The organism is Prevotella sp. oral taxon 313 (assembly GCF_003043935.1).
GTDB classification, from domain to species: domain Bacteria; phylum Bacteroidota; class Bacteroidia; order Bacteroidales; family Bacteroidaceae; genus Prevotella; species Prevotella jejuni.
Genome location: NZ_PYXE01000001.1, coordinates 3173474 through 3194033, shown reverse-complemented (window position 1 = coordinate 3194033; position 20560 = coordinate 3173474). Strand labels below are relative to the sequence as shown.

The window sequence follows — 20560 nt, the reverse complement described above, 5'->3', positions numbered from 1 at the left end:
TATTAGCCCTATAGGCCTTATTAGCCAAATAGGCCAAATAGGCCCTATAAGCCCAAAAAACCTAACCATCATCACCCAACACCCATCACCCATCACCCATTATGTACAGCACGAAAGAAAACGTTAACATACTTACAGCCTTGCTCGTAAAGGAAGGCATCACAAAAGCAGTTGTCTGTCCAGGTTCTCGTAACTCACCGATTGTACACAACCTCTGCGCTTGTCCCGATATAGAATGTTATCCCGTGACTGACGAGCGGTCGGCAGGATTTGTGGCATTGGGTATGTCCTTGGCTGACAACGAACCTGTTGTCGTTTGCGTTACGTCTGGGTCGGCCTTGCTCAACGTGGCACCTGCTGCCGCTGAAGCCTTCTATCAGAAGCGCCCATTGGTAATCATTTCAGCCGACAGACCGCCTCAGTGGATTGACCAACAGGACGGACAAACACTACAACAACACCGTGCATTAGAACCAAACGTACGCAAGAGTGTCACTCTCCCCGAACCTCACAACGACGAGGAACGCTGGTATTGCAACCGATTGGTCAATGAAGCGTTGAATGCTCTACACCTGAATGGTGGCGGTCCAGTACATATCAATGTGCCCATCACCGAACCTTTATTTGATTACGACGTCATGCAACTACCCGACGAACGTCGTATCACAGTCTACCCTGCTGTAACCAATGACACAAGTGTTTATGAAATAGCAGCAGATTTCCTCTGTTCAAAAAAGCCAATGGTCGTCCTCGGACAACTAATCCCCGAAGTTGTAGGCAACTTACTTGAGCCTATCGAGGAGATAAAGAAGGTTGCGGTCGTCATTCAAGAGAAATTGGCTGATGACGATATTGGGCCTTCACAACCTCTGGATGAGGCTTTAATGATGATTGAAGGGGATGACAGCTACCACCCAGACCACCTTATATATATAGGAGGGACCATCGTTAGTAAACGCCTTCGTCAATTTCTTCGTAAGAGTGAGTGTAAGATGTCAATCGTTGTGAACGAAGGCGGGGATTGTTGTGACACCTTTATGCACACAACCGACATTATCCAAGGGTCGGCAGAAGAGGTTATCAGCATCCTTGCTAATGAGACGGTAGGAGTGGAACAAAAGGCTTTTGTGACACAATGGGACAAGCTCTTTGATAAAGCCAAGGCTATTCGTAATACGATAAAACCACGTTTCTCACAACTGTTGGCTGTCAAGACCTTTCATCACAAGATGAGAGAAGAGGCTATTGATGGGCAACTCTTCTACGGCAACAGCTCGGCAGTGCGCCTCGGCAATATCTTCTCTGACCAATACATCTATGTCAATCGAGGTGTGAATGGTATTGAAGGCTCCTTGTCAACGGCTGTCGGTTATGCTATTGCACATCAAGACGAAGAGGATGTCTACTGTGTTATTGGTGACCTGAGCTTCTTCTATGATCAGAACGCACTCTGGAACGAGTCGCTCTCACCCAATCTTTCTATCTTATTACTTAATAATGGTGGTGGAGGAATCTTCCATCAGCTATCGGGATTGGAGCGTTCTCCCTACCGAGATAGTGCTATTGGTGCTGAGCATACGACCTCTGCAGAGGGTGTCTGCCAAGCACATGACATCGTCTATCTATCTGCACATAACGAAGAAGAGCTATATGAGAATCTTGACAAGTTCTTTAACTCAGAAGAAGGACCAGTCCTTTTGGAAGTATTCACCAATGTAGAAGATGATGCACAAGCCTTGAAGGATTATTATCAAGCTTTTAAATAAGAACAACTTGCCATGGTCTACCCTCTTTTTAGGAATGCCTTGGCAAGCTCCCTATAATCAATAAAAAACAAAAAGACCTTATGGAGAAAAGAGAATGGAAGCCTATTGAAGGCTTTAACTTTGAGGAAATCCTCTTTGAAGAGTATAACCACATAGCGAAAGTAACCATCAATCGCCCACGCTATCGTAACGCTTTCACACCAAAGACAGTATGGGAAATGACGCAGGCCTTTAACTACTGTCGTGAAGCCCTCGATATACGCGTCGTTATACTGACTGGTGCTGGCGACAAGGCGTTCTGCTCTGGAGGCGACATGCACGTGAAGGGACATGGTGGATACATAGGTACTGATGGTGTTCCACGCCTTAATGTACTCGACTTACAGATGCAGATTAGGCGTCTTCCAAAGCCTGTCATCGCAATGGTTAATGGTTATGCCATTGGTGGTGGACACGTCCTCCACGTGGTATGCGACCTCACCATAGCATCAGACAATGCCATCTTCGGGCAGACTGGACCCAAGGTTGGATCCTTTGATGCTGGTTTCGGTGCATCATATCTGGCCCGTATTGTCGGTCAGAAGAAGGCTCGTGAGATCTGGTTCTTGTGTCGTCAATACTCTGCAGTAGAGGCAGAACGCATGGGACTGGTCAATAAGGTAGTACCTTTCGACCATCTCGAAGACGAGTGTATAGAATGGGCAGAGACAATGATAGAGCGTTCTCCACTGGCTCTCCGTATGATGAAGGCAGGCTTCAACGCCGAACTCGATGGTCAGGCAGGTATTCAGGAGCTTGCTGGTGACGCTACCATGCTCTACTACACACTTGATGAAGCACAGGAAGGAGGCAAAGCCTTCCTTGAAAAGCGCAAACCAGATTTCGACAAGTATCCGCAGTTCCCATAATTGGTTATAGCCTCATTGGCCTTATTAGACCAATGAGGCCAATATTGCCTTTAATAAATAAGAACTGTAGAATTGTTGCTCTATTAGGCCTATAAGCCCTATAAGGCCAATACCCCTTACAGAATTATTATTATCAACATCCTATTGAAACAATCATGGAAACACCTTTCTTGCCACAAAAAGGCAACTATCGAAACCTAATAGCTTATCAGAAGGCTGAGTGTATATACGATATCACCTACTACTTTGCCCACCACTTTCTGGAAAGAAACGATAGGACAATAGACCAGATGGTACAAGCTGCTCGCTCGGGAAAGCAGAACATTGCAGAAGGATGTGCTGCCTCAACTACTTCTGCAGAAACTGAGCTAAAGTTGGTAAACGTTGCACGCGCCAGTCTACAGGAACTATTAATTGATTATGAAGACTATCTTCGTGTCCGAGGTCTTGCTAAATGGAATGTAAACGATAAGAATGCTATCATCGCTCGGCGCGTATGTGCCAAGCATAATGACTCTTCTTTTTATCGCAATGCCATTCAGGTACGCACCGACGAAACCATTGCGAACATTGCTATCACCCTAATTCATCAAGAAGACGTAATACTTAGAAGATACTTAGACTATATCAAAGAGGATTTCCTTAAACATGGTGGTATACGTGAGCAGATGACAAAAGCAAGAATTGAATATAGAAACAAGCAATAATGATTATACTATGTACAAGATAAATATCACCTCACGCACGCTTCATTTCCACGTCCCTGCAGGTACCTCACGGGGTGTTTACACAACGAGGAAAAGCTATTATGTCACACTTTCTGACACCCATCAACCAGGAGTTGTGGGTGTAGGGGAATGTGCAACACTCCCCGACCTGTCGTGCGACGCCATGCCTGACGAACAATATGAGCATAGATTACATTCCTTCTGTGAGGATTTCTGTCGTACAGGGAGGATAGACATTGATGCTATGCGGCCTTATCCTTCTATGCTCTTTGGGTTGGAAACAGCTAAGGCACAGCTGGATACCAAGGGAAGTATCAACCTCTTCAATACGTCGTTTGGCCGAGGAGAAGAGGGAATCACCATCAACGGACTCGTTTGGATGGGATCCTTCGACGAGATGTATCAGCGGTTAGAAGCAAAACTCACGGCTGGATTCCGTTGTGTGAAGCTCAAGATAGGAGCAATAGACTTCAAGAAAGAAATAGAACTCATACGTCATATCCGTCAGACCTTCACACGTGATCGGGTCGAACTACGTGTTGATGCAAATGGAGCCTTTGCTCCAGAGGAGGCTATGCAACGGTTGGAAGCACTGGCACAATATGACATTCATTCCATCGAACAGCCTATCCGACAGCATCAATGGCAGGAGATGGCACGCTTGTGTGCTGATTCTCCGCTACCGATAGCCCTCGACGAGGAACTAATAGGGGTCAATGACCCTGCCGAGAAAGCATTATTACTCGACACAATCCACCCACAATACATCATCCTCAAGCCGAGTCTACATGGGGGAATGACGGGTACAAGGGAGTGGATCACAATGGCAAAGGAACGTAACATCGGCTCTTGGATAACCTCAGCACTTGAGAGTAACATCGGACTGAATGCTATCGCACAACTAACCGCAGATATCTATGGGTCGAATATCACCACCCCACAGGGATTAGGTACGGGACAACTCTTCACTGACAATATCCCAGTGCCATTAGAGATAAGGGGCGATCAGCTATGGATCAGCGATTAAGATAGTTATTATTAGGCTTATTAGCCCTATTAGGCCAATTAGGCCAATAGCACAAGTAAACAACAAGATAGTTATTATTAGCCCTATTAGGCGTATTAGCCCCATTGGCCCAATAGCACAAACAACAACAACAATGACACTACAAGACTTTCTTTCAGAATGGCAGAATGACTGTCCACAACTCCTTGTACACACCAGTGGTTCTACAGGTAAGCCTAAACCGCTGTGGGTGGAGAAGCAACGTATGCTCAACTCAGCCCACATCACCTGCGATTTCCTTGGCTTGAAAGCAGGCGACACAGCCTTACTCTGTATGCCACTCGACTACATTGCGGGAAAGATGGTAGTGGTAAGGAGTATCGAACGCAACCTGCGTTTGTTGAGTGTCACACCATCCGGACATCCCCTATCTGACGCTTCCCTGGCAGAAGCGGACCTCCCTGACAAAGAAATAACCTTTGCTGCTATGGTACCATTACAGGTTTATAACTCCCTACAAGTACCTAAAGAATGCGAGAGATTACGCCATATACGCCACCTAATAATAGGTGGTGGTGCTATTGACGACAAACTATCAGCGGCCCTACTCGATTTCCCTAATGCGGTATGGAGCACATACGGTATGACAGAAACACTCTCTCACATAGCCCTACGACGCCTAAACGGACCCAATGCGAGCGAATGGTATAAGCCTTTCGAGGGTGTGACTGTATGGCTCAACGAGGAAGGTTGTCTTGTCATTGACGCCCCTACTGTATGTACACATCCATTGGTAACCAACGACAGAGCTGAGATTAGCCCCTTCACAACAGAAGATAACATTAAAACTCCTTGTTTTCGTATCCTCGGAAGGAAAGATAATGTAATTGACTCGGGCGGCATCAAGATTCAAATTGAGGAAGTGGAACAGCGTCTAAAACCCTATCTAATAGCCGACTTTGCCATAACCAGCTGTCCTGATGAGCGTTTTGGAGAAGCTGTTGTCTTACTCTCAACACAAGACAATACCAATGAGATTAAAGCACTCTGCCTGCAACATCTCCCCAAATTCTGGCAGCCTCGCTTCATCTACCACGTTCCCTCCCTCCCTAAAACAGGTACAGGGAAACCTGCAAGGGCTGAGATAAAAGCCTTAGCACACCAAATGAATAAGTTAAACACATAAGACTGCTCCCTTGCTAATAGTATATACTATTGGTATTCAAGCTCCGCACAACACGTGCGGGGCATCCCCACTCCTCTTGACAAGGGCCTGAGAAATTAGTCAAGAAGATTATCAATATTGCCCAGAAAGTCCTATTCAGAACAAAATCATCCCTTAACAATCTATTGACCAACGTAAAGCAGGAATATAAAACAAAGAGATAGCGTCTCTTATCATACTATTGATGCTGAGAATACACCTTTTTATATATAATACACGATAATAGTCACACAAGCGATATACCCCCACAACCATTCGGCATCTTTTCTCTCATGGAACCTATTCAGCGCTTGCTATACAATGAAAAACTTAATCTTTTGTTTGCCACAACCGATTTTTTTATCTAATTTTGCACTCACAAAACCAATACGTAGATTATAAATGGACGATTATCACGCGGAGAATTACAATTCGTAGACGTGAGGATTACAACAAGAAGTTGCTAATCCCCACCCTATTATTTAACTATGGAGATTAGCTAATGAAGACATATTGGAACATTAACGGAACCCTGAATACCATTAAAGAATGGCAGCCAAACTGCTGGATTCAGGTTACTTGCCCAACAGAACAAGACCAACAAGAACTCGAAGACACCTTTCATATTCCAGACTATTTCTTATCGGATATCAGCGATACCGATGAGCGAGCTCGCTATGAATATGATGATGGATGGATGCTGATTATCCTTCGTATACCATACGTGAAGGAGATACGCTCACGAACACCTTATACTACGGTGCCATTGGGTATCATTCATAAAAGAGATGTGACCATCACGGTTTGCAACTTTGAGACGAATATGATGCTCGACTTCGTCAGCTATCAGCAAAAAAGGAATGAAGGCTTCACCGACTATGTAGACCTTATCTTCCGTCTCTTCCTCTCTTCTGCCGTATGGTATCTTAAACGACTGAAGCAAATCAGTACTTTGATTGAGAAGGCAAAACACAACTTGGATAGAGGAGTGGATAATGAGAGCCTTATCGGACTAAGTAGACTACAGGACTCGCTCACTTACTTCATCACATCTATCCGTGGTAACGAGAACCTCCTGGCTAAGTTGAAGTTCAAACTGCAGATAGACGAGTTGGATGCCGACCTCATTGAAGACGTAAACATTGAGATGTCACAGGCACGAGAAACGACAAGTATCTATTCAGACATCCTTGAGTCAACAATGGATACCTACTCAAGTATTATCAACAACAACATGAACACCGTGATGCGTACGCTCACCTCGGTGTCTATTGTCATGATGTTGCCAACGCTAATATCCTCTCTCTTCGGTATGAACCTCGTCAACGGAATGGAAACAAACCCTTGGGGATTCCCTGTAGCAATGCTCTTATCAGTCGTTGTTTCCGTTGCTTCATGGTGGTTCCTACGCCATAAACGATTGCTTTAGAGCAGAGAAATAAAAAAAAACAACTTAAAATTAGGTATTTTCAAACTTTTTGTCTAAGTTTGCAAATGATATGTTATATGGTAGAAGACTACCGGCATCTTTGCAATGGTCTGAAACCTTGAATGTGGAAAAACCCAAATCACAAACAAAAAGTGAAATGATGGACTCTCAAGAAAATACCCTGAAGCAGGGTGCAGAAGAAGTTAAGCTGTCTGAAGAAGTTGTAACTAACGCCTCAAAAGATAATTCTGAAGAAGCACAGGAAACTAATACTAAAGCAGCAGAAGACCTCAAACAGCCAGTTGAAACACAGCCTGAAAGCGAGGAGACAAACCCTGCTGCAAAGGCGTATAGTTCAAAAAAGGAAATCATAGAGCGTCTAAAGGCTATCGTCGACAGTGACGATACACCTGAAAAAGCAGAAGTGGAACACCTTAAAACGGTATTCTATAAGTTGCACTTTGCCGAGCGCGAAGCACAACAAAAGGAATATCTCAACAATGGCGGAGACCCTGAGAAATATCAGGTACTACCTGATGAGGACGAAGAAGTCTTTAAGGCGGAGATGACCATTATCAAAGAAAAACGCCAGAAAGCATTCCTTGCACTTGAAGAAGAGAAACAGCAAAATCTGAAGAAGAAAGAGTCTATCATCGAGCAGATTAAGGCGATGGCTACTACTCCAGATGAGGCTAACAAGAACTTCGACAAGCTCAAGAAGCTACAACAGGAGTGGAAAGAAATCAAACTTGTCCCTGCTGAAAAGGCTAACGAGCTTTGGCGTAACTATCAACTCTATGTTGAACAGTTCTACGACTTGTTAAACCTCAACCGTGAGGCACGAGAATACGATTTCAAAAAGAATCTTGAGAAGAAGACAAAACTGTGTGAGGCTGCAGAAAAGTTAGCTGACGAAACAGATATCATCAGTGCTTTCCATCAGTTACAGGAGCTTCATCAGGAATACCGAGAGACTGGTCCTGTGGCAAAGGAGCTTCGTGAACAGATTTGGACACGCTTTAAGGCTGCAAGTACTGTTATCAACAAACGCCATCAGCAGCATTTCGAGACACTTCGCAACCATGAGGAAGAGAATCTAACAAAGAAGACTGCACTCTGCGAAAAGGTTGAGGATATCGCTAAACAGGAGAATAAGACCTCTGCTGATTGGGAGAAACGTACAAAGGAGATAATAGCTATTCAGCAAGAATGGAAGACTATCGGCTTTGCTCCACAGAAGATGAACGTTAAGATCTTTGAGCGTTTTCGTGCTGCATGTGACGATTTCTTCGGCCGTAAAGGTGAATTCTTCAAGCAGCTCAAAGAGCAGTTTGCTGAGAACGCAGAGAAGAAGAAGGCACTTGTTGAGAAGGCAAAGGCATTAAGTGACTCTACTGACTGGAAAGCAACATCAGATAAACTCATTGCATTACAGAAAGAGTGGAAGACCATTGGTATGGTTCCTAAGAAGATTGGTGACCAGCTATGGAATGATTTCTTGGCTGCTTGTAACCATTTCTTTGAGGCTCGTAACGCTGTCCATGCAGACTCTCGTAATGAGGAGCATGAGAACCTGAACAAGAAACGTGACATCATCAAGCAATTGAAGGAACACGCAGAAAAGGCCGAGGAAGGTTTGCACGAGAAGGTTCAAGAGCTGACTGAGCAATATAATAAGGTGGGGCACGTACCTTACAAGGAGAAAGACAAACTTTATAAAGAGTATCATGAGGTATTGGACAAGATATATAAGGACCTCCATATCTCTGCTGCTCGCAAGCGTGTTGACAACTTCCGTAACAATCTGAAGAAGGTTGCAGACCGTGGTGCAGATGCTCTTGACAACGAGCGCGGCCGTCTCCTCAGACGCTTCGAACAACTGAAACAGGAGATAAATACCTACGAGAACAATCTTGGGTTCCTCAATATTAGTTCAAAGAAGGGCAATAGCCTTATTGATGATATGAACCGTCGTATTCAGAAACTCAAGGATGATATGGAAGAGGTGAAGCAGAAGATTAAGGCAATCGATGCTGAAAACAAATAAAACATAACATCCCTACCATGTTCGTCCATGGTAATAAAGGACGGAGGGAAGGGTAAAATAGAAACAAAGAAAGGGGCAATTCCACACAGGATTGCCCCTTTCTTTGTTCTCTTTCATCCACAGCTCCACTCCCAACAAAGCTTCATTGTCGATTTTACCTTCATGAGAAGAAATATTTTTTATCGTGAAAAGAAATATTTATCTTCATGAAAAAAAATATTTTTCTTCATGAAAAAAAATCGAAAACAAACTTTTCTTTACTCGAAGAAATCGAATGAAAGGAGTATCTGTCACACATAGAATCTACTCTGAAAGATGGTTTCGTCACTCCTTAACCGTCTTCTTCTTTGCCTCATTCCATGCTATGATACCCCCTAAAAGGTTAGTTACTTTAAAGCCTTCCTTGGTAAGAAGAGAAGCAGCCATAGCCGAACGCTTCCCCGAACGACAATAAACCGCACAAGCACGATGCTTGTCAAGCGTAGCAAGAGCCTTCGTTAGGAATGTAGAGTCCAATACGTCGATATGTAGTGAGCCTGGAATATGTCCTTCCTTATACTCATTAAGTCTGCGAACATCCACCAACTGAACAGAATCAGACTTAATCAGCTGTTCAAAACCATTTACATCAACATTCTTGTACGCACTTTGTGCTGATGCACCCAACCCTATTCCAAATACTGCCAAAATGGCTGCAATAAACTTTTTCATACTCTACTGTGTAAGAAGATAAATACTTTATGAAACGAAAAAAGAGAGCTGAACACTCAACTCTCTCATCTTTGTTGGGATACCCGGACTCGAACCAGGAATGACAGGACCAGAATCTGTAGTGTTACCATTACACCATATCCCAATAACTAAGCAACTCATTTCCGAATTGCGAGTGCAAAGTTAGCACTTTTTCTTTAACTACCAAAACTTCTAACGACTTTTTTTAATAAAAGAGATAAATTTGTTCTTTAATGGAGTTCTACGTTGGTTAAAGTGGACAACTTCGTCAAATGGTAACAAATTGCTAAATAAAACAAAATTTATTTTGTGCTTCATTCCTTTTACGCTACCTTTGCATCTCATATAATAATGTAACTTAATGGAAGAAACAAAGAAATTAGTAGAACTTATAACAAAAGGAATTCAAGATAAGAAAGGACATGGCATAGTTATTGCAGACCTATCAGAGATTGATGGTACTATCTGTCGCTATTTCGTAATATGCCAGGGTAACTCCACTCAACAGGTAGAATCTATTGCAGGATCGGTGAGCGACTATGTTCGTGAAGCCGTCGGTGAGAAGCCAATCAACTGTGTTGGACTCGGTAATGCACAGTGGGTTGCAATAGATTATGCGGACGTTATCGTCCATATCTTTACCCCAGAGACACGTGCTTTCTATGATATAGAACACCTCTGGGAGGATGCCAAGTTGATTACTCTGCCTGATTTAGACTGATAAAGTAACCCAGTAATCAACCTTGTTATATCAAAATTAAAACTTCAAAATGGACAATTCAAAACCGAACAACAAACCGAATATGCCTAAATTCAATATGAATTGGCTTTACATATTCGTTATCATTGCCCTCGGAGTAGTGTTCTTTGCGGGAGGAAATGGAATATTTCCGTCAAGTGCAGGTGTAGATAAGGATTATACCACCTTTAAGCAATATGTTGCAAAAGGCTATGGTACGAAAGTTGTTATCAATAGAAACGACAATACCCTACGCATGTATGTTAGCCCAAACCACATCCGTGACATCTTCAAGAAAGGCACAAAAGAAGTAGGAACAGCCCCATACGTAAACGTAGAGATTGGGTCTGTTGACAAAGTTGAGACTTTCCTCGATCAAGCTGTAGCCCAAAAGAAGATTGCAAGCTATAGTTATGAGAACAAATCAAGCAATACCATCCTTGATATTCTTGGTTCTATCGCACCATGGATATTCTTCTTTGGTATCTGGTACTTCCTCATGCGCCGCATGGGCGGAGGTGGCAGCGGAGGCGGTAGTGTCTTCAGTGTTGGCAAGTCTAAGGCTAAGCTTTATGAAAAGGCCAATGAGATGGGCATCACCTTCAAGGATGTTGCGGGCCAGACGGGTGCTAAACAGGAGGTAGAAGAGATTGTTGAGTTCTTGAAGAACCCTAAGAAATACACCGACTTAGGCGGTAAGATACCTAAGGGAGCACTACTTGTTGGACCTCCAGGAACGGGTAAGACACTCTTGGCAAAGGCCGTTGCAGGCGAAGCAGGAGTACCTTTCTTCTCTATGAGTGGTTCTGACTTCGTCGAGATGTTTGTCGGTGTCGGTGCCAGTCGAGTACGTGATGTATTCCATCAGGCTAAGGAGAAGTCACCTTGTATCATCTTTATTGACGAGATTGATGCCGTGGGCCGTGCTCGTTCAAAGAACCCTGCTATGGGTGGAAACGACGAGCGTGAGAACACACTCAATGCCCTTCTGACAGAGATGGACGGCTTCGGAACGAACTCAGGTGTCATCGTTCTTGCAGCAACCAACCGTGTTGACATGCTCGACAAAGCCCTCCTTCGTGCCGGACGTTTCGACCGACAAATCCATGTAGACCTACCCGACTTGCCTGAACGCAAGGAGATCTTCCTTGTTCACATGCGCAACCTAAAGTTAGAGAAGAACCTCGACATAGACCTTCTCGCACGTCAGACACCAGGTTTCTCAGGTGCTGATATCGCTAACGTATGTAACGAAGCTGCACTTATCGCAGCCCGTCATGATAGTAAAGAGGTAACAAAGCAGGACTTCCTTGACGCTGTTGACCGTATCATCGGTGGTCTTGAGAAGAAGACAAAGATACTGACAGCTACCGAGAAGCGCACCATCGCGCTCCATGAGGCTGGTCACGCAACAATTAGTTGGTTCTGTGAACATGCCAACCCATTGGTTAAGGTGAGCATCGTACCACGTGGACAGGCACTCGGTGCAGCATGGTATTTACCAGAGGAACGCCCTATCACCACCAAGGAACAGATGCTCGACGAGATGTGTTCATTGCTGGGTGGACGTGCAGCAGAGGAACTCTTCACTGGTCATATATCCACAGGAGCGATAAACGACCTTGAGCGTGCCACTAAGAGTGCATACGGTATGATAGCTTATGCAGGTATGAGTGACAAGTTGCCAAACATCTGCTATTATAACAATGACGAATACAACTTCCAGAAGCCATACTCTGACACGACGGCTAAGACCATCGACGAAGAAGTACTGAAGATGGTTAACGGACAGTATGCACGTGCAAAGCAGATCCTCTCAGAGCATAAAGAGGGTCATAACCGCCTGGCACAACTTCTTGTTGAACGTGAGGTTATCATGGCAGAAGACGTTGAAGAAATCTTCGGAAAGCGTCCATGGGTAAGTCGCACAGATGAGTTACTTCATCAAGAGGAGAACTCTCAGCCTAAATTAGAGGATATGCCAGAAGAGGTTAAGCAAGCTCAAGCAGAGCACGAAGCAATGAAGGCAAAGGAAGAAAACGACAAAGCCAGTGACTTATAAACATCGATACAGTTATGAGTGATAAACTAAAGAACTTGATTATAAGGGCTATAACGGGTGTGTTCTTCGTTGTTGCGATGGTGTTAGGTATCCTTCACCCTCACGGACTGATTGCTCTTTTCGCACTCATCACGGGCCTTTCTGTCTGGGAATACACAGGACTGGTGAACAACATCAAAGGAGTAAAGGTAAACCGGTTTATATCAACCATCGCAGGTGTCTATTTCTTCCTGTCGGTTGCAGGGCTATGTGTGACACCCATTGAAGGTTTCATCGTCTTTGTACCCTACGTTCTGACCATCATCTACATGTTTATTTCAGAACTCTACTTGAAGAATGAGAACCCTGTCAACAGCTGGGCATACACGATGTTAGGCCAGATGTACATCGTACTACCTTTCTCTTTGATTAACGTATTGGCTTTTCAACAGGTAGGACCGGGCCAGATAACTTTCGACTTCCTCCTTCCGTTGAGTATCTTCATCTTCCTTTGGACCAACGACACAGGTGCTTACGTATGTGGATCGCTCTTTGGCAAGCATAAACTTTTCCCACGTATCAGTCCTAAAAAGAGCTGGGAAGGAAGTATCGGTGGTGGTATTCTCGTTCTGATTGTGGCTGGTGTCATTGGCTACTTTGCCAACAACAGTGGTACACCTCACGTGCTAAGTATTCCTGCATGGGTAGGTCTCGGACTCGTCGTCGTATTCTTCGGGACGTGGGGCGACCTTGTAGAGAGTCTTCTCAAACGTACACTCGGTGTTAAGGATAGCGGTAACATCTTACCAGGACATGGTGGAATGCTCGACCGTTTCGACTCTTCTCTCTTAGCAATACCAGCAGCTGTCGTGTATCTTTATACTCTGACCTTCTGGATTCAACACTGATTAATAATGATATAACAGACGTATAGGGACAGACAAAGCCGTCTGTCCCTATCTTGTTTATAACCTTGTCACATTCTGACAATGAACACAACACCCACAGTAGATTATCTTCGACAAGCTTTCGACTATTACAATGCCCTCATCTTTGGTAGTAGACTACCCGTACCAAAGCTAAAGTGGTCGTACTCTAAGACTCGATTGGGACAGATGACATGTAAAAGAAAGATGGACTCAGGGCGCACGACGTATTATGACTATTGTATTTCTGTCTCTAGCTATTACCAGTTAACACTGGAAGAGATAGACGATGTGCTCATTCATGAGATGATTCACTACACTATCGCTTATACTGGACTAAAAGACACATCGCCACATGGCATTGTCTTCCGGGGTATGATGGACAAGATAAACCGTACTTTCGACAGACACATCACCATCTCCATGCGCACACGCAACCTCCAACCTCGTATAGCACAACAAACCAAGAACTTTCTTATACTGGCGATAGAGATGAAAGATGGCAAGTATTTCCTTTCCTCCGTCAACCCCTCTTTCGCAAGGAAATTGTCGCTCTCTCTTGCTCGCATGCATGAGATAGCTCATTACGCATGGTATCAATCACAAGACGAGTACTTCCACAACATGCCATGCGTGCGTTCTTTACGGGGCAAACAAGTGTCGAAAGAGGTCTATACGACGATGATTGAGAAGATGAAACGACTCAAATAAAAGTCTCATAGAGTCCCTTATCCGAATTATTTTCACGACAAGAAAGAATTATTTTCACGACAAGAAATATTTTTTTTCATGAAGAAAAATATTTTTCTTCATGAAAAAAAATTAGAAATAACTACCCCATGGGGGATGTACACCCTACTGAAATAATACAAAAAACGCCTTTGCAGGAGTCCCGCAAAGGCGTTTTCTATATTATAAAATATGCCTATCAGCTTAGTAAACTGGTACAATCCAGAAGTGCATAGCACGGTTTTCAGCTGGCAACTGATATTTCTTTAATGGTTCAGCACCCCAACTGTCAATACCACCCACACCCATCATTGCAGCATCTAAAGTAAGATTAGTGTACTTAGATAGTGGTACCTGATAGCTATGTCGCTGATGTTTCTCACGTCCTTCATCAAGGTCAGAGATATTATAGTGTAATGCGCTGGCAGAGAAAGCAGCCTCATCAAACAGTACACGGAACCCATGACCACCGTTATCAGTCTGTTGCCACCAGCGAATATCGCTTTTCGTACCCGTTTCCTGTGGTCGGATGTAAGGATAGAATTGCTTGTCAGCAGTCTGCTCATATATCCCGATGCGCTGAGAAAGCTTACGATCAGCATAGTTCTCGATAGGTCCACGACCATAGAACACCGATTTATCCATATTATAAGGCAACTGCATCAACACTCCGAAACGAGGAAGTTGAGGTGCTTTGCTGCCTTCCTTCATGTCCATATCCATACTTACATGGAGTGCACCATCCGTTGTTACATGATAGACAAGGCATAACTGGCCCTCAACCTGTGGCATATCATAGACAGCAGTGAGGCGATTCATCTTCTTATCGACCTCTAATGACCTAAGAGTCATGGTAGGATTCTTCCACACAGACAGGCGGTTTTGGAAGTTCGTTCCCATGTCATTGTCTGTCATAGCACGCCAGAAATTAGGCTTCAAACTACCGCCTTCGCCCAAGAAATTACGTCCATCGACCTGATAACTGCTGAGGAAGCCAGTCTTACGGTCGAAGACAATGTTAAAGTTATTACCTGCAAAGCCTACAAAACCCGCTTTCACGTTATCTATAACCTTCACCTTACTCTTAGCAACAGGCTCCATCTTTGGCATAGGTTGCCAAGGCTGCACCTCCATTTGCATCTCAGCAACAGTCTGACCAGCAGCCATTAATGGTTCAGCCGACTTTAACTTAAAGTCGACATTCAAGAGTACTTCGCCATCAAACTCCTTACCTGTGATAGGCAAAGTGTATTCAACAGTCTGCTGCGGTGCGACCTTCAGCTGTTCAATCGTACCCTTCTCTACTGTCTTACCATCGTTGACAAGACTCCATTCCATGCGATAGTTGCTAAGATCACGGAAGAAATATTCATTATGAACAGCTATCTTTCCTTGTTTAAGGTCGACAGGATGCGCCCATATATTCTGATACTCGTAGGCAACCTCGTACGCATGTGGATTAAGCTGACGGTCAGGACCAATCATACCATTGCAGTTGAAGTTATTGTCCGATGGGTCTGTCTTATTATAATCACCCCCGTATGTGTACTCAGTCTTCGCATCTACTGCATCAGCCGCCCGTTCATAATCCTCTAACCTACGAGCAGCATTGAACTTAGGGTTGCGGTGTAAGCCCTGATCAACAAAGTCCCAATCAAAGCCACCTTGGAACTTTGGATACTTACGGACGAGGTCCCAATACCCTTTCAAGTTTCCTCCAGAGTTACCCATGGTATGATTATACTCGCATTGGATAAGTGGTCGGGTGTATTTATCATCCTTTGAATACTCCTCACAAGCCTTTGGAGGATAGTACATCGGACAGAAGATATCCGTAGCATAGCCATTCAGCTCTGCACGTTCATACTGTACAGGGCGACTCTTGTCCTGCGACTTTATCCAATCGTATGCCGCATCGAAGTTCTTACTGTAGCAAGTTTCGTTGCCTAAGCTCCAAAATGTGATGCTTGTATGATTAAACTTTGTCCCAACATTATGCTGGTTACGCTCCATAATCTGCTTTGCAAAGAGTGGACTACCAGACACTGCATCCTTATTATAACCAAAGCCATGACTCTCTTGATTAGCTTCAGCAACGACGTAGAGGCCATACTCGTCGCAAAGGTCGTACCATATAGGGTCGTCAGGATAGTGACATGTGCGCACGGCATTGACGTTCAACCGCTTCATCAGCTTGATATCTTGAAGCATTCGCTCACGTGTAACAACATAGCCTCCGTCTGGGTCCATCTCATGACGGTTGACTCCCTTGAAGAGAATAGGCTGACCATTCACCAACACCTGCGAGTTCTTAATCTCAACCTTACGGAAACCAACCTTTAGAGGGATTATCTCAATAGCCTTACCAGTCTTGGTATCCTCTACATAAACATAGAGATTGTAGAGATAAGGAGTTTCAGCAGTCCACTTCTCTGGGTTTCTGAGTTCCATAAAAGCCGTAGCCTGTCCTGCCTTATCTGCCGTAACGACAGTCTTATTGGCAAGGTTATTATCCGCATCCTCCAAGACTAAGAAAGCTTTTGCGCCACCTGCCAACTGGAGATTGACGCTAAGCGTACCGTCCTTGTAATCATTTACGAGGTCTGGAGTAACACGAATGTCTTTCAAATGCTGCTTAGCATCACGTGCATAGAGATAACTCTCACGTGCAACACCACTGAGTCTCCAGAAGTCTTGGTCCTCACAATAACTGCCATCCGACCATCGGAACACTTGGAAAGCAAACTGGTTTTCACCCTTCTTTAGATACTTCGTCACGTCAAACTCTGGCCCTATCTTAGAGTCTTCACTATAACCAACGAACTTACCATTCACCCACAGATATATACAAGACGTCACTGAACCAAAATGAGCAATAACTTGTTTGCCATCCCAGTTGTCTGGTAGACGAAGAGTACGACGATAAGACCCTACGTGATTCCCCTTGATAGGAACCTCGGGAGGGTTATTCTTGAAATTACCTCGCCATGCAAAACCGATGTTAACATAGACAGGATCACCATAGCCATTCATCTCCCAGATGCCAGGAACAGGGAAGGTCTTCCACTGAGAATCGTCGAAATCCGTACGAAAGAAGTCTGTTGGACGTTGATCAGCATTCTCAACCCAATTGAATTTCCAGTCCCCATCGAGGGAAAGAAAGTTCGTCGAGTTCTTCCTATCGAACTTTGTTCCACGCATATCCTCCGTAGGTGCGAAAGCAAAAAAGTCTGTATGCGTAGCAAAACGATTGACAGCATTTACCTGAAGGTCATGCCACTCGGTGAAAGTTGGCGCAGGAATGGTATTCTGCGCATGAACACCAGTAACAGACATACCCATCAGTAATGCTGTTAGAAATAACTTTTCCATATTGATAACAATTTAGGTTTCTATCTTAAAGTTCCTTAACTCACACAAAGAGCATATATAAGGATAACACAACAAAATTAACAAAAAAACCTGTAATTATCGTCTTATCTCACGAAAAATATGTATATTTGCTTAGATAAACAGTATAAATAACATTTATTGTATCCTAATATGGCCAGACAACACTCCCTAAACCGCTCAATTGTTTGTTGCCTTTTGATGATTAGTTCTACCACTGTAGCAAATGCACAGAGCAGACATAAGGCAATTACTAACAAACATAAGAAGCCATTATTCCTCATCAATGACACCCTTCCTATTGTCGGTTCTATGGCAAAGGTAGGTGAGAAACAGATGAATAAAGGTTTGGTAAACTCTGCCATCAGTGCCCTCTCTGGACAAGCTGTTGGTGTGAATGTCGTAACAAGTGGACAGGATCGAATGGCAATGTTGACCAGTGTGCGCGTTCGTGGTACCACTTCGCTTACAGGAGGTAACGACCCTCTGGTCCTCATAGATGGTGTCTCGTCTGATTTAGCTACTCTTTCCACTATCTACCCGGCTGATATTGAAAGCTTTACTATCCTCAAGAATGCCTCTGAAACATCTAAGTATGGTTCAAGAGGAGCAGCGGGTGTTATCGAAGTAAAGACGAAACGTGGTAATGGCGGTAAGTTTCAAATCTATTATGATGGGACTGCAGGCTTCGATGTAGTGTACAAACGCCTTCGAATGCTTAATGCTGCAGAGTACATAAGTGCGGCTAAAGCATTGGGATTAGACTATGTTGACAAGGGTTATGATACCGATTTCCAAAAAGAAATAGTACGAACAGGCTTCGTAAACTCGCATCACGTTGCTTTTAGTGGGGGTAGTGACAAGTCTAACTATCGTGCCTCATTAGGCTATGTACGTGGACAAACGGTCATTAAGGACAAGAACTACAATAACTTCGTGGCTAAGTTGGATATCTCACAGCTTGCCTTTGATGAGAAACTAAAGATAGACTTCGGTGTGTTCGGCTCTTCTCAACAAGACGATAAGATATTTGATATACAAGCATTGTCCTACTCTACCGCTGCTATGAACCCTACCCTACCCTTCCATAAGGTAGGAACAGGATGGCAGAGGAACGGTAATGCTTCACAGATAGGACCAACAGAACCACTGCTGTTTGAGCGTAATGATGAGAAGAACCTCACGTTCAATTCTCACCTGCAGTTATCCTTGCAGTTGGCACATAACCTACAGTTAGCGGCCTTAGGTTCCTATTCTTACACCTCAACAGAGAATGGTAAGTTTGCTCCTACATGGGTTTGGGCACAGGGATTGGCGTATAGAGGAGAGCGAAAGACCGAAGATATGTTAGGAAACATCTCTCTTGACTGGAAGAACCATTGGGGTGCAAATGCCTTGTCAGCCACCCTCCTCGCTGAATATCAGAAGAGAAAGGTAGCTGCCTTTTGGACTCAAGTAAAGGGATTGACCAACAACAACTTTGGTTATGACAATCTTGCAGCAGGCTCTGACCGCCCGTACGGAGGAACAGGAAGCAGCTATGCCGACCCAAGTCTTACCTCTTTTATGGGTACTCTATCCTATACGCTACTCGACAGATACACCCTTAACCTGACAACACGTGCTGATGGTTCGTCAATGGTAGGCAAAGATCATACCTGGGGTATCTTCCCTTCTATCTCAGCAAGCTGGGATTTAAAGAAGGAAAGGTTCCTTCGTAACTGCAATACCATTAGTCTATTGAACCTTCGAACGGGCTATGGTAGGTCAGGAAACCTTGGTGGTATCAGTTCTTATCTTACTTTAAGACAGTATATTCCAGTAGGTTTAGTGCCATACAACGGTACACCTACTGTAACAATGGGTACCTTGCGTAATAGTAATCCAGACCTACGTTGGGAGACACGCAGCACTTTCAATATCGGAACCGACCTTGGTTTGTTCAACAACCGACTCCTTCTTACGGCAGAGTACTACTATTCCAAGACAACAGATATGCTCTATGAATACGATGTACCAGTACCTACCTTCGCCTTTGACAAGCTATTAGCAAATATCGGATCTATGTCTAACAGCGGTTTTGAAGTGGGTATTGGCCTTGTTCCTATATCAAAGAAAGATATGGAACTCAACGTCAATATCAATATGTCATGGCAACGGAATAGACTCCTGTCACTCAATGGTAAACATAATGGAAGACAGATGACTGCATCAGAAATAACCCCTATCGGTGGTATGAATGGTGCTGGTTTCCATGGTGGATATAGTGATATTCTTTATCAGATAGTAGGTCAACCCTTAGGCGTTTTCTATCTTCCTCACTGCAAAGGAATTGTTGACAACGGATATGGACACTACAAGTATGACATTGCCGACTTAAACAATGACAACGTAATCGACCTCAGCGACCATGGTGATCGATATATTGCAGGACAGGCAACACCTAAGATGACGCTGGGTTCTAATATAAGTTTCAGATACAAAGACTTCGACATCTCTCTACAAATGAACGGTGCTTTCGGACATAAGATATTTAATGGTACGGCACTGTCGTTTATGAACATGTCGAATTTCCCTGACTATAACGTGCTTGCAGAAGCCCCTTCACGGAACATTGTAGACCAGAACGTGACTGACTACTGGCTGGAACGCGGTGATTACCTGAACTTTGATTATCTCACGATAGGCTGGAACACACCCGTTAAAAACAAGTATATCAATTCTCTACGCATGTCTTTTAGCATCAACAACCTTGCTACTATCACAGGCTACAGTGGCTTAACACCAATCATCAACAGCTATGTAGTAGACAACACCTTAGGTATTGACGACAAGCGAACCTACCCTCCTTATCGTACCTACTCTATCGGTGTGAGCATTAAGTTCTAAGTACTTTAACGCAACATAAACAACTA

The 20560-nt window shown here is 44.0% G+C and carries 14 protein-coding genes and 1 tRNA gene; 12 read left to right on the top strand and 3 right to left on the bottom strand.

What is annotated here, in order from left to right:
* Positions 1–101 precede the first annotated feature (101 nt).
* The 7 genes from menD to AXF23_RS12425 all read left to right on the top strand — a co-directional run bounded on the left by menD (position 102) and on the right by AXF23_RS12425 (position 9088).
* Complete coding sequence (gene menD, locus AXF23_RS12455) at positions 102–1766, top strand: 2-succinyl-5-enolpyruvyl-6-hydroxy-3-cyclohexene-1-carboxylic-acid synthase (protein ID WP_107625521.1); 1665 nt, start codon at positions 102–104, stop codon at positions 1764–1766.
* 80 nt (positions 1767–1846) lie between these two features.
* On the top strand, positions 1847–2674 hold the full coding sequence (gene menB / locus AXF23_RS12450) for a 1,4-dihydroxy-2-naphthoyl-CoA synthase (protein WP_009011516.1): 828 nt from the start codon (positions 1847–1849) through the stop codon (positions 2672–2674).
* Between the two features lie 155 nt (positions 2675–2829).
* Positions 2830–3381, top strand: a complete 552-nt coding sequence (locus AXF23_RS12445; protein ID WP_107625520.1) for a four helix bundle suffix domain-containing protein — start codon at positions 2830–2832, stop codon at positions 3379–3381.
* A gap of 10 nt (positions 3382–3391) precedes the next feature.
* A complete protein-coding gene (locus AXF23_RS12440; RefSeq protein WP_107625519.1) occupies positions 3392–4429 on the top strand; it encodes an o-succinylbenzoate synthase in 1038 nt (345 codons plus the stop codon).
* A gap of 133 nt (positions 4430–4562) precedes the next feature.
* Positions 4563–5594: an AMP-binding protein gene (locus AXF23_RS12435; RefSeq protein WP_107625518.1), complete on the top strand. Its 1032-nt coding sequence runs from the start codon at positions 4563–4565 to the stop codon at positions 5592–5594.
* Between the two features lie 520 nt (positions 5595–6114).
* Entirely contained in the window at positions 6115–7041 is a 927-nt protein-coding gene (locus AXF23_RS12430; RefSeq protein WP_009011512.1) for a magnesium transporter CorA family protein, read from the top strand.
* 157 nt (positions 7042–7198) lie between these two features.
* Positions 7199–9088 (top strand): DUF349 domain-containing protein, encoded by a 1890-nt coding sequence (locus tag AXF23_RS12425; RefSeq protein WP_042856073.1) that lies wholly within the window; start codon positions 7199–7201, stop codon positions 9086–9088.
* 324 nt (positions 9089–9412) lie between these two features.
* Here AXF23_RS12425 and AXF23_RS12415 read toward each other — a convergent pair whose 3' ends face one another.
* Complete coding sequence (locus AXF23_RS12415; protein WP_107625516.1) at positions 9413–9799, bottom strand: rhodanese-like domain-containing protein; 387 nt, start codon at positions 9797–9799, stop codon at positions 9413–9415.
* A gap of 74 nt (positions 9800–9873) precedes the next feature.
* A tRNA-Gln gene (locus AXF23_RS12410) sits at positions 9874–9944 on the bottom strand.
* A 237-nt stretch (positions 9945–10181) separates the two neighbouring features.
* Between AXF23_RS12410 and rsfS the strand changes: the two genes are divergently transcribed.
* The 4 genes from rsfS to AXF23_RS12390 all read left to right on the top strand — a co-directional run bounded on the left by rsfS (position 10182) and on the right by AXF23_RS12390 (position 14237).
* Entirely contained in the window at positions 10182–10541 is a 360-nt protein-coding gene (gene rsfS / locus AXF23_RS12405; protein ID WP_009011509.1) for a ribosome silencing factor, read from the top strand.
* Between the two features lie 49 nt (positions 10542–10590).
* Positions 10591–12621, top strand: coding sequence for an ATP-dependent zinc metalloprotease FtsH (ftsH, locus tag AXF23_RS12400; RefSeq protein ID WP_107625515.1), 2031 nt, complete (start codon positions 10591–10593; stop codon positions 12619–12621).
* 14 nt (positions 12622–12635) lie between these two features.
* Complete coding sequence (locus AXF23_RS12395; RefSeq protein ID WP_089366475.1) at positions 12636–13508, top strand: phosphatidate cytidylyltransferase; 873 nt, start codon at positions 12636–12638, stop codon at positions 13506–13508.
* 81 nt (positions 13509–13589) lie between these two features.
* Positions 13590–14237, top strand: coding sequence for a SprT-like domain-containing protein (locus AXF23_RS12390; protein ID WP_107625514.1), 648 nt, complete (start codon positions 13590–13592; stop codon positions 14235–14237).
* 222 nt (positions 14238–14459) lie between these two features.
* Here AXF23_RS12390 and AXF23_RS12385 read toward each other — a convergent pair whose 3' ends face one another.
* Positions 14460–17627, bottom strand: a complete 3168-nt coding sequence (locus AXF23_RS12385; RefSeq protein WP_107625513.1) for a glycoside hydrolase family 2 TIM barrel-domain containing protein — start codon at positions 17625–17627, stop codon at positions 14460–14462.
* A gap of 171 nt (positions 17628–17798) precedes the next feature.
* Here AXF23_RS12385 and AXF23_RS12380 point away from each other — a divergent pair, with 171 nt between their 5' ends.
* Positions 17799–20534 carry a SusC/RagA family TonB-linked outer membrane protein gene (locus tag AXF23_RS12380; protein ID WP_107625512.1) on the top strand — a complete coding sequence of 912 codons (2736 nt, stop codon included), beginning with the start codon at positions 17799–17801 and terminating at the stop codon, positions 20532–20534.
* The last annotated feature ends 26 nt before the right edge of the window (positions 20535–20560 follow it).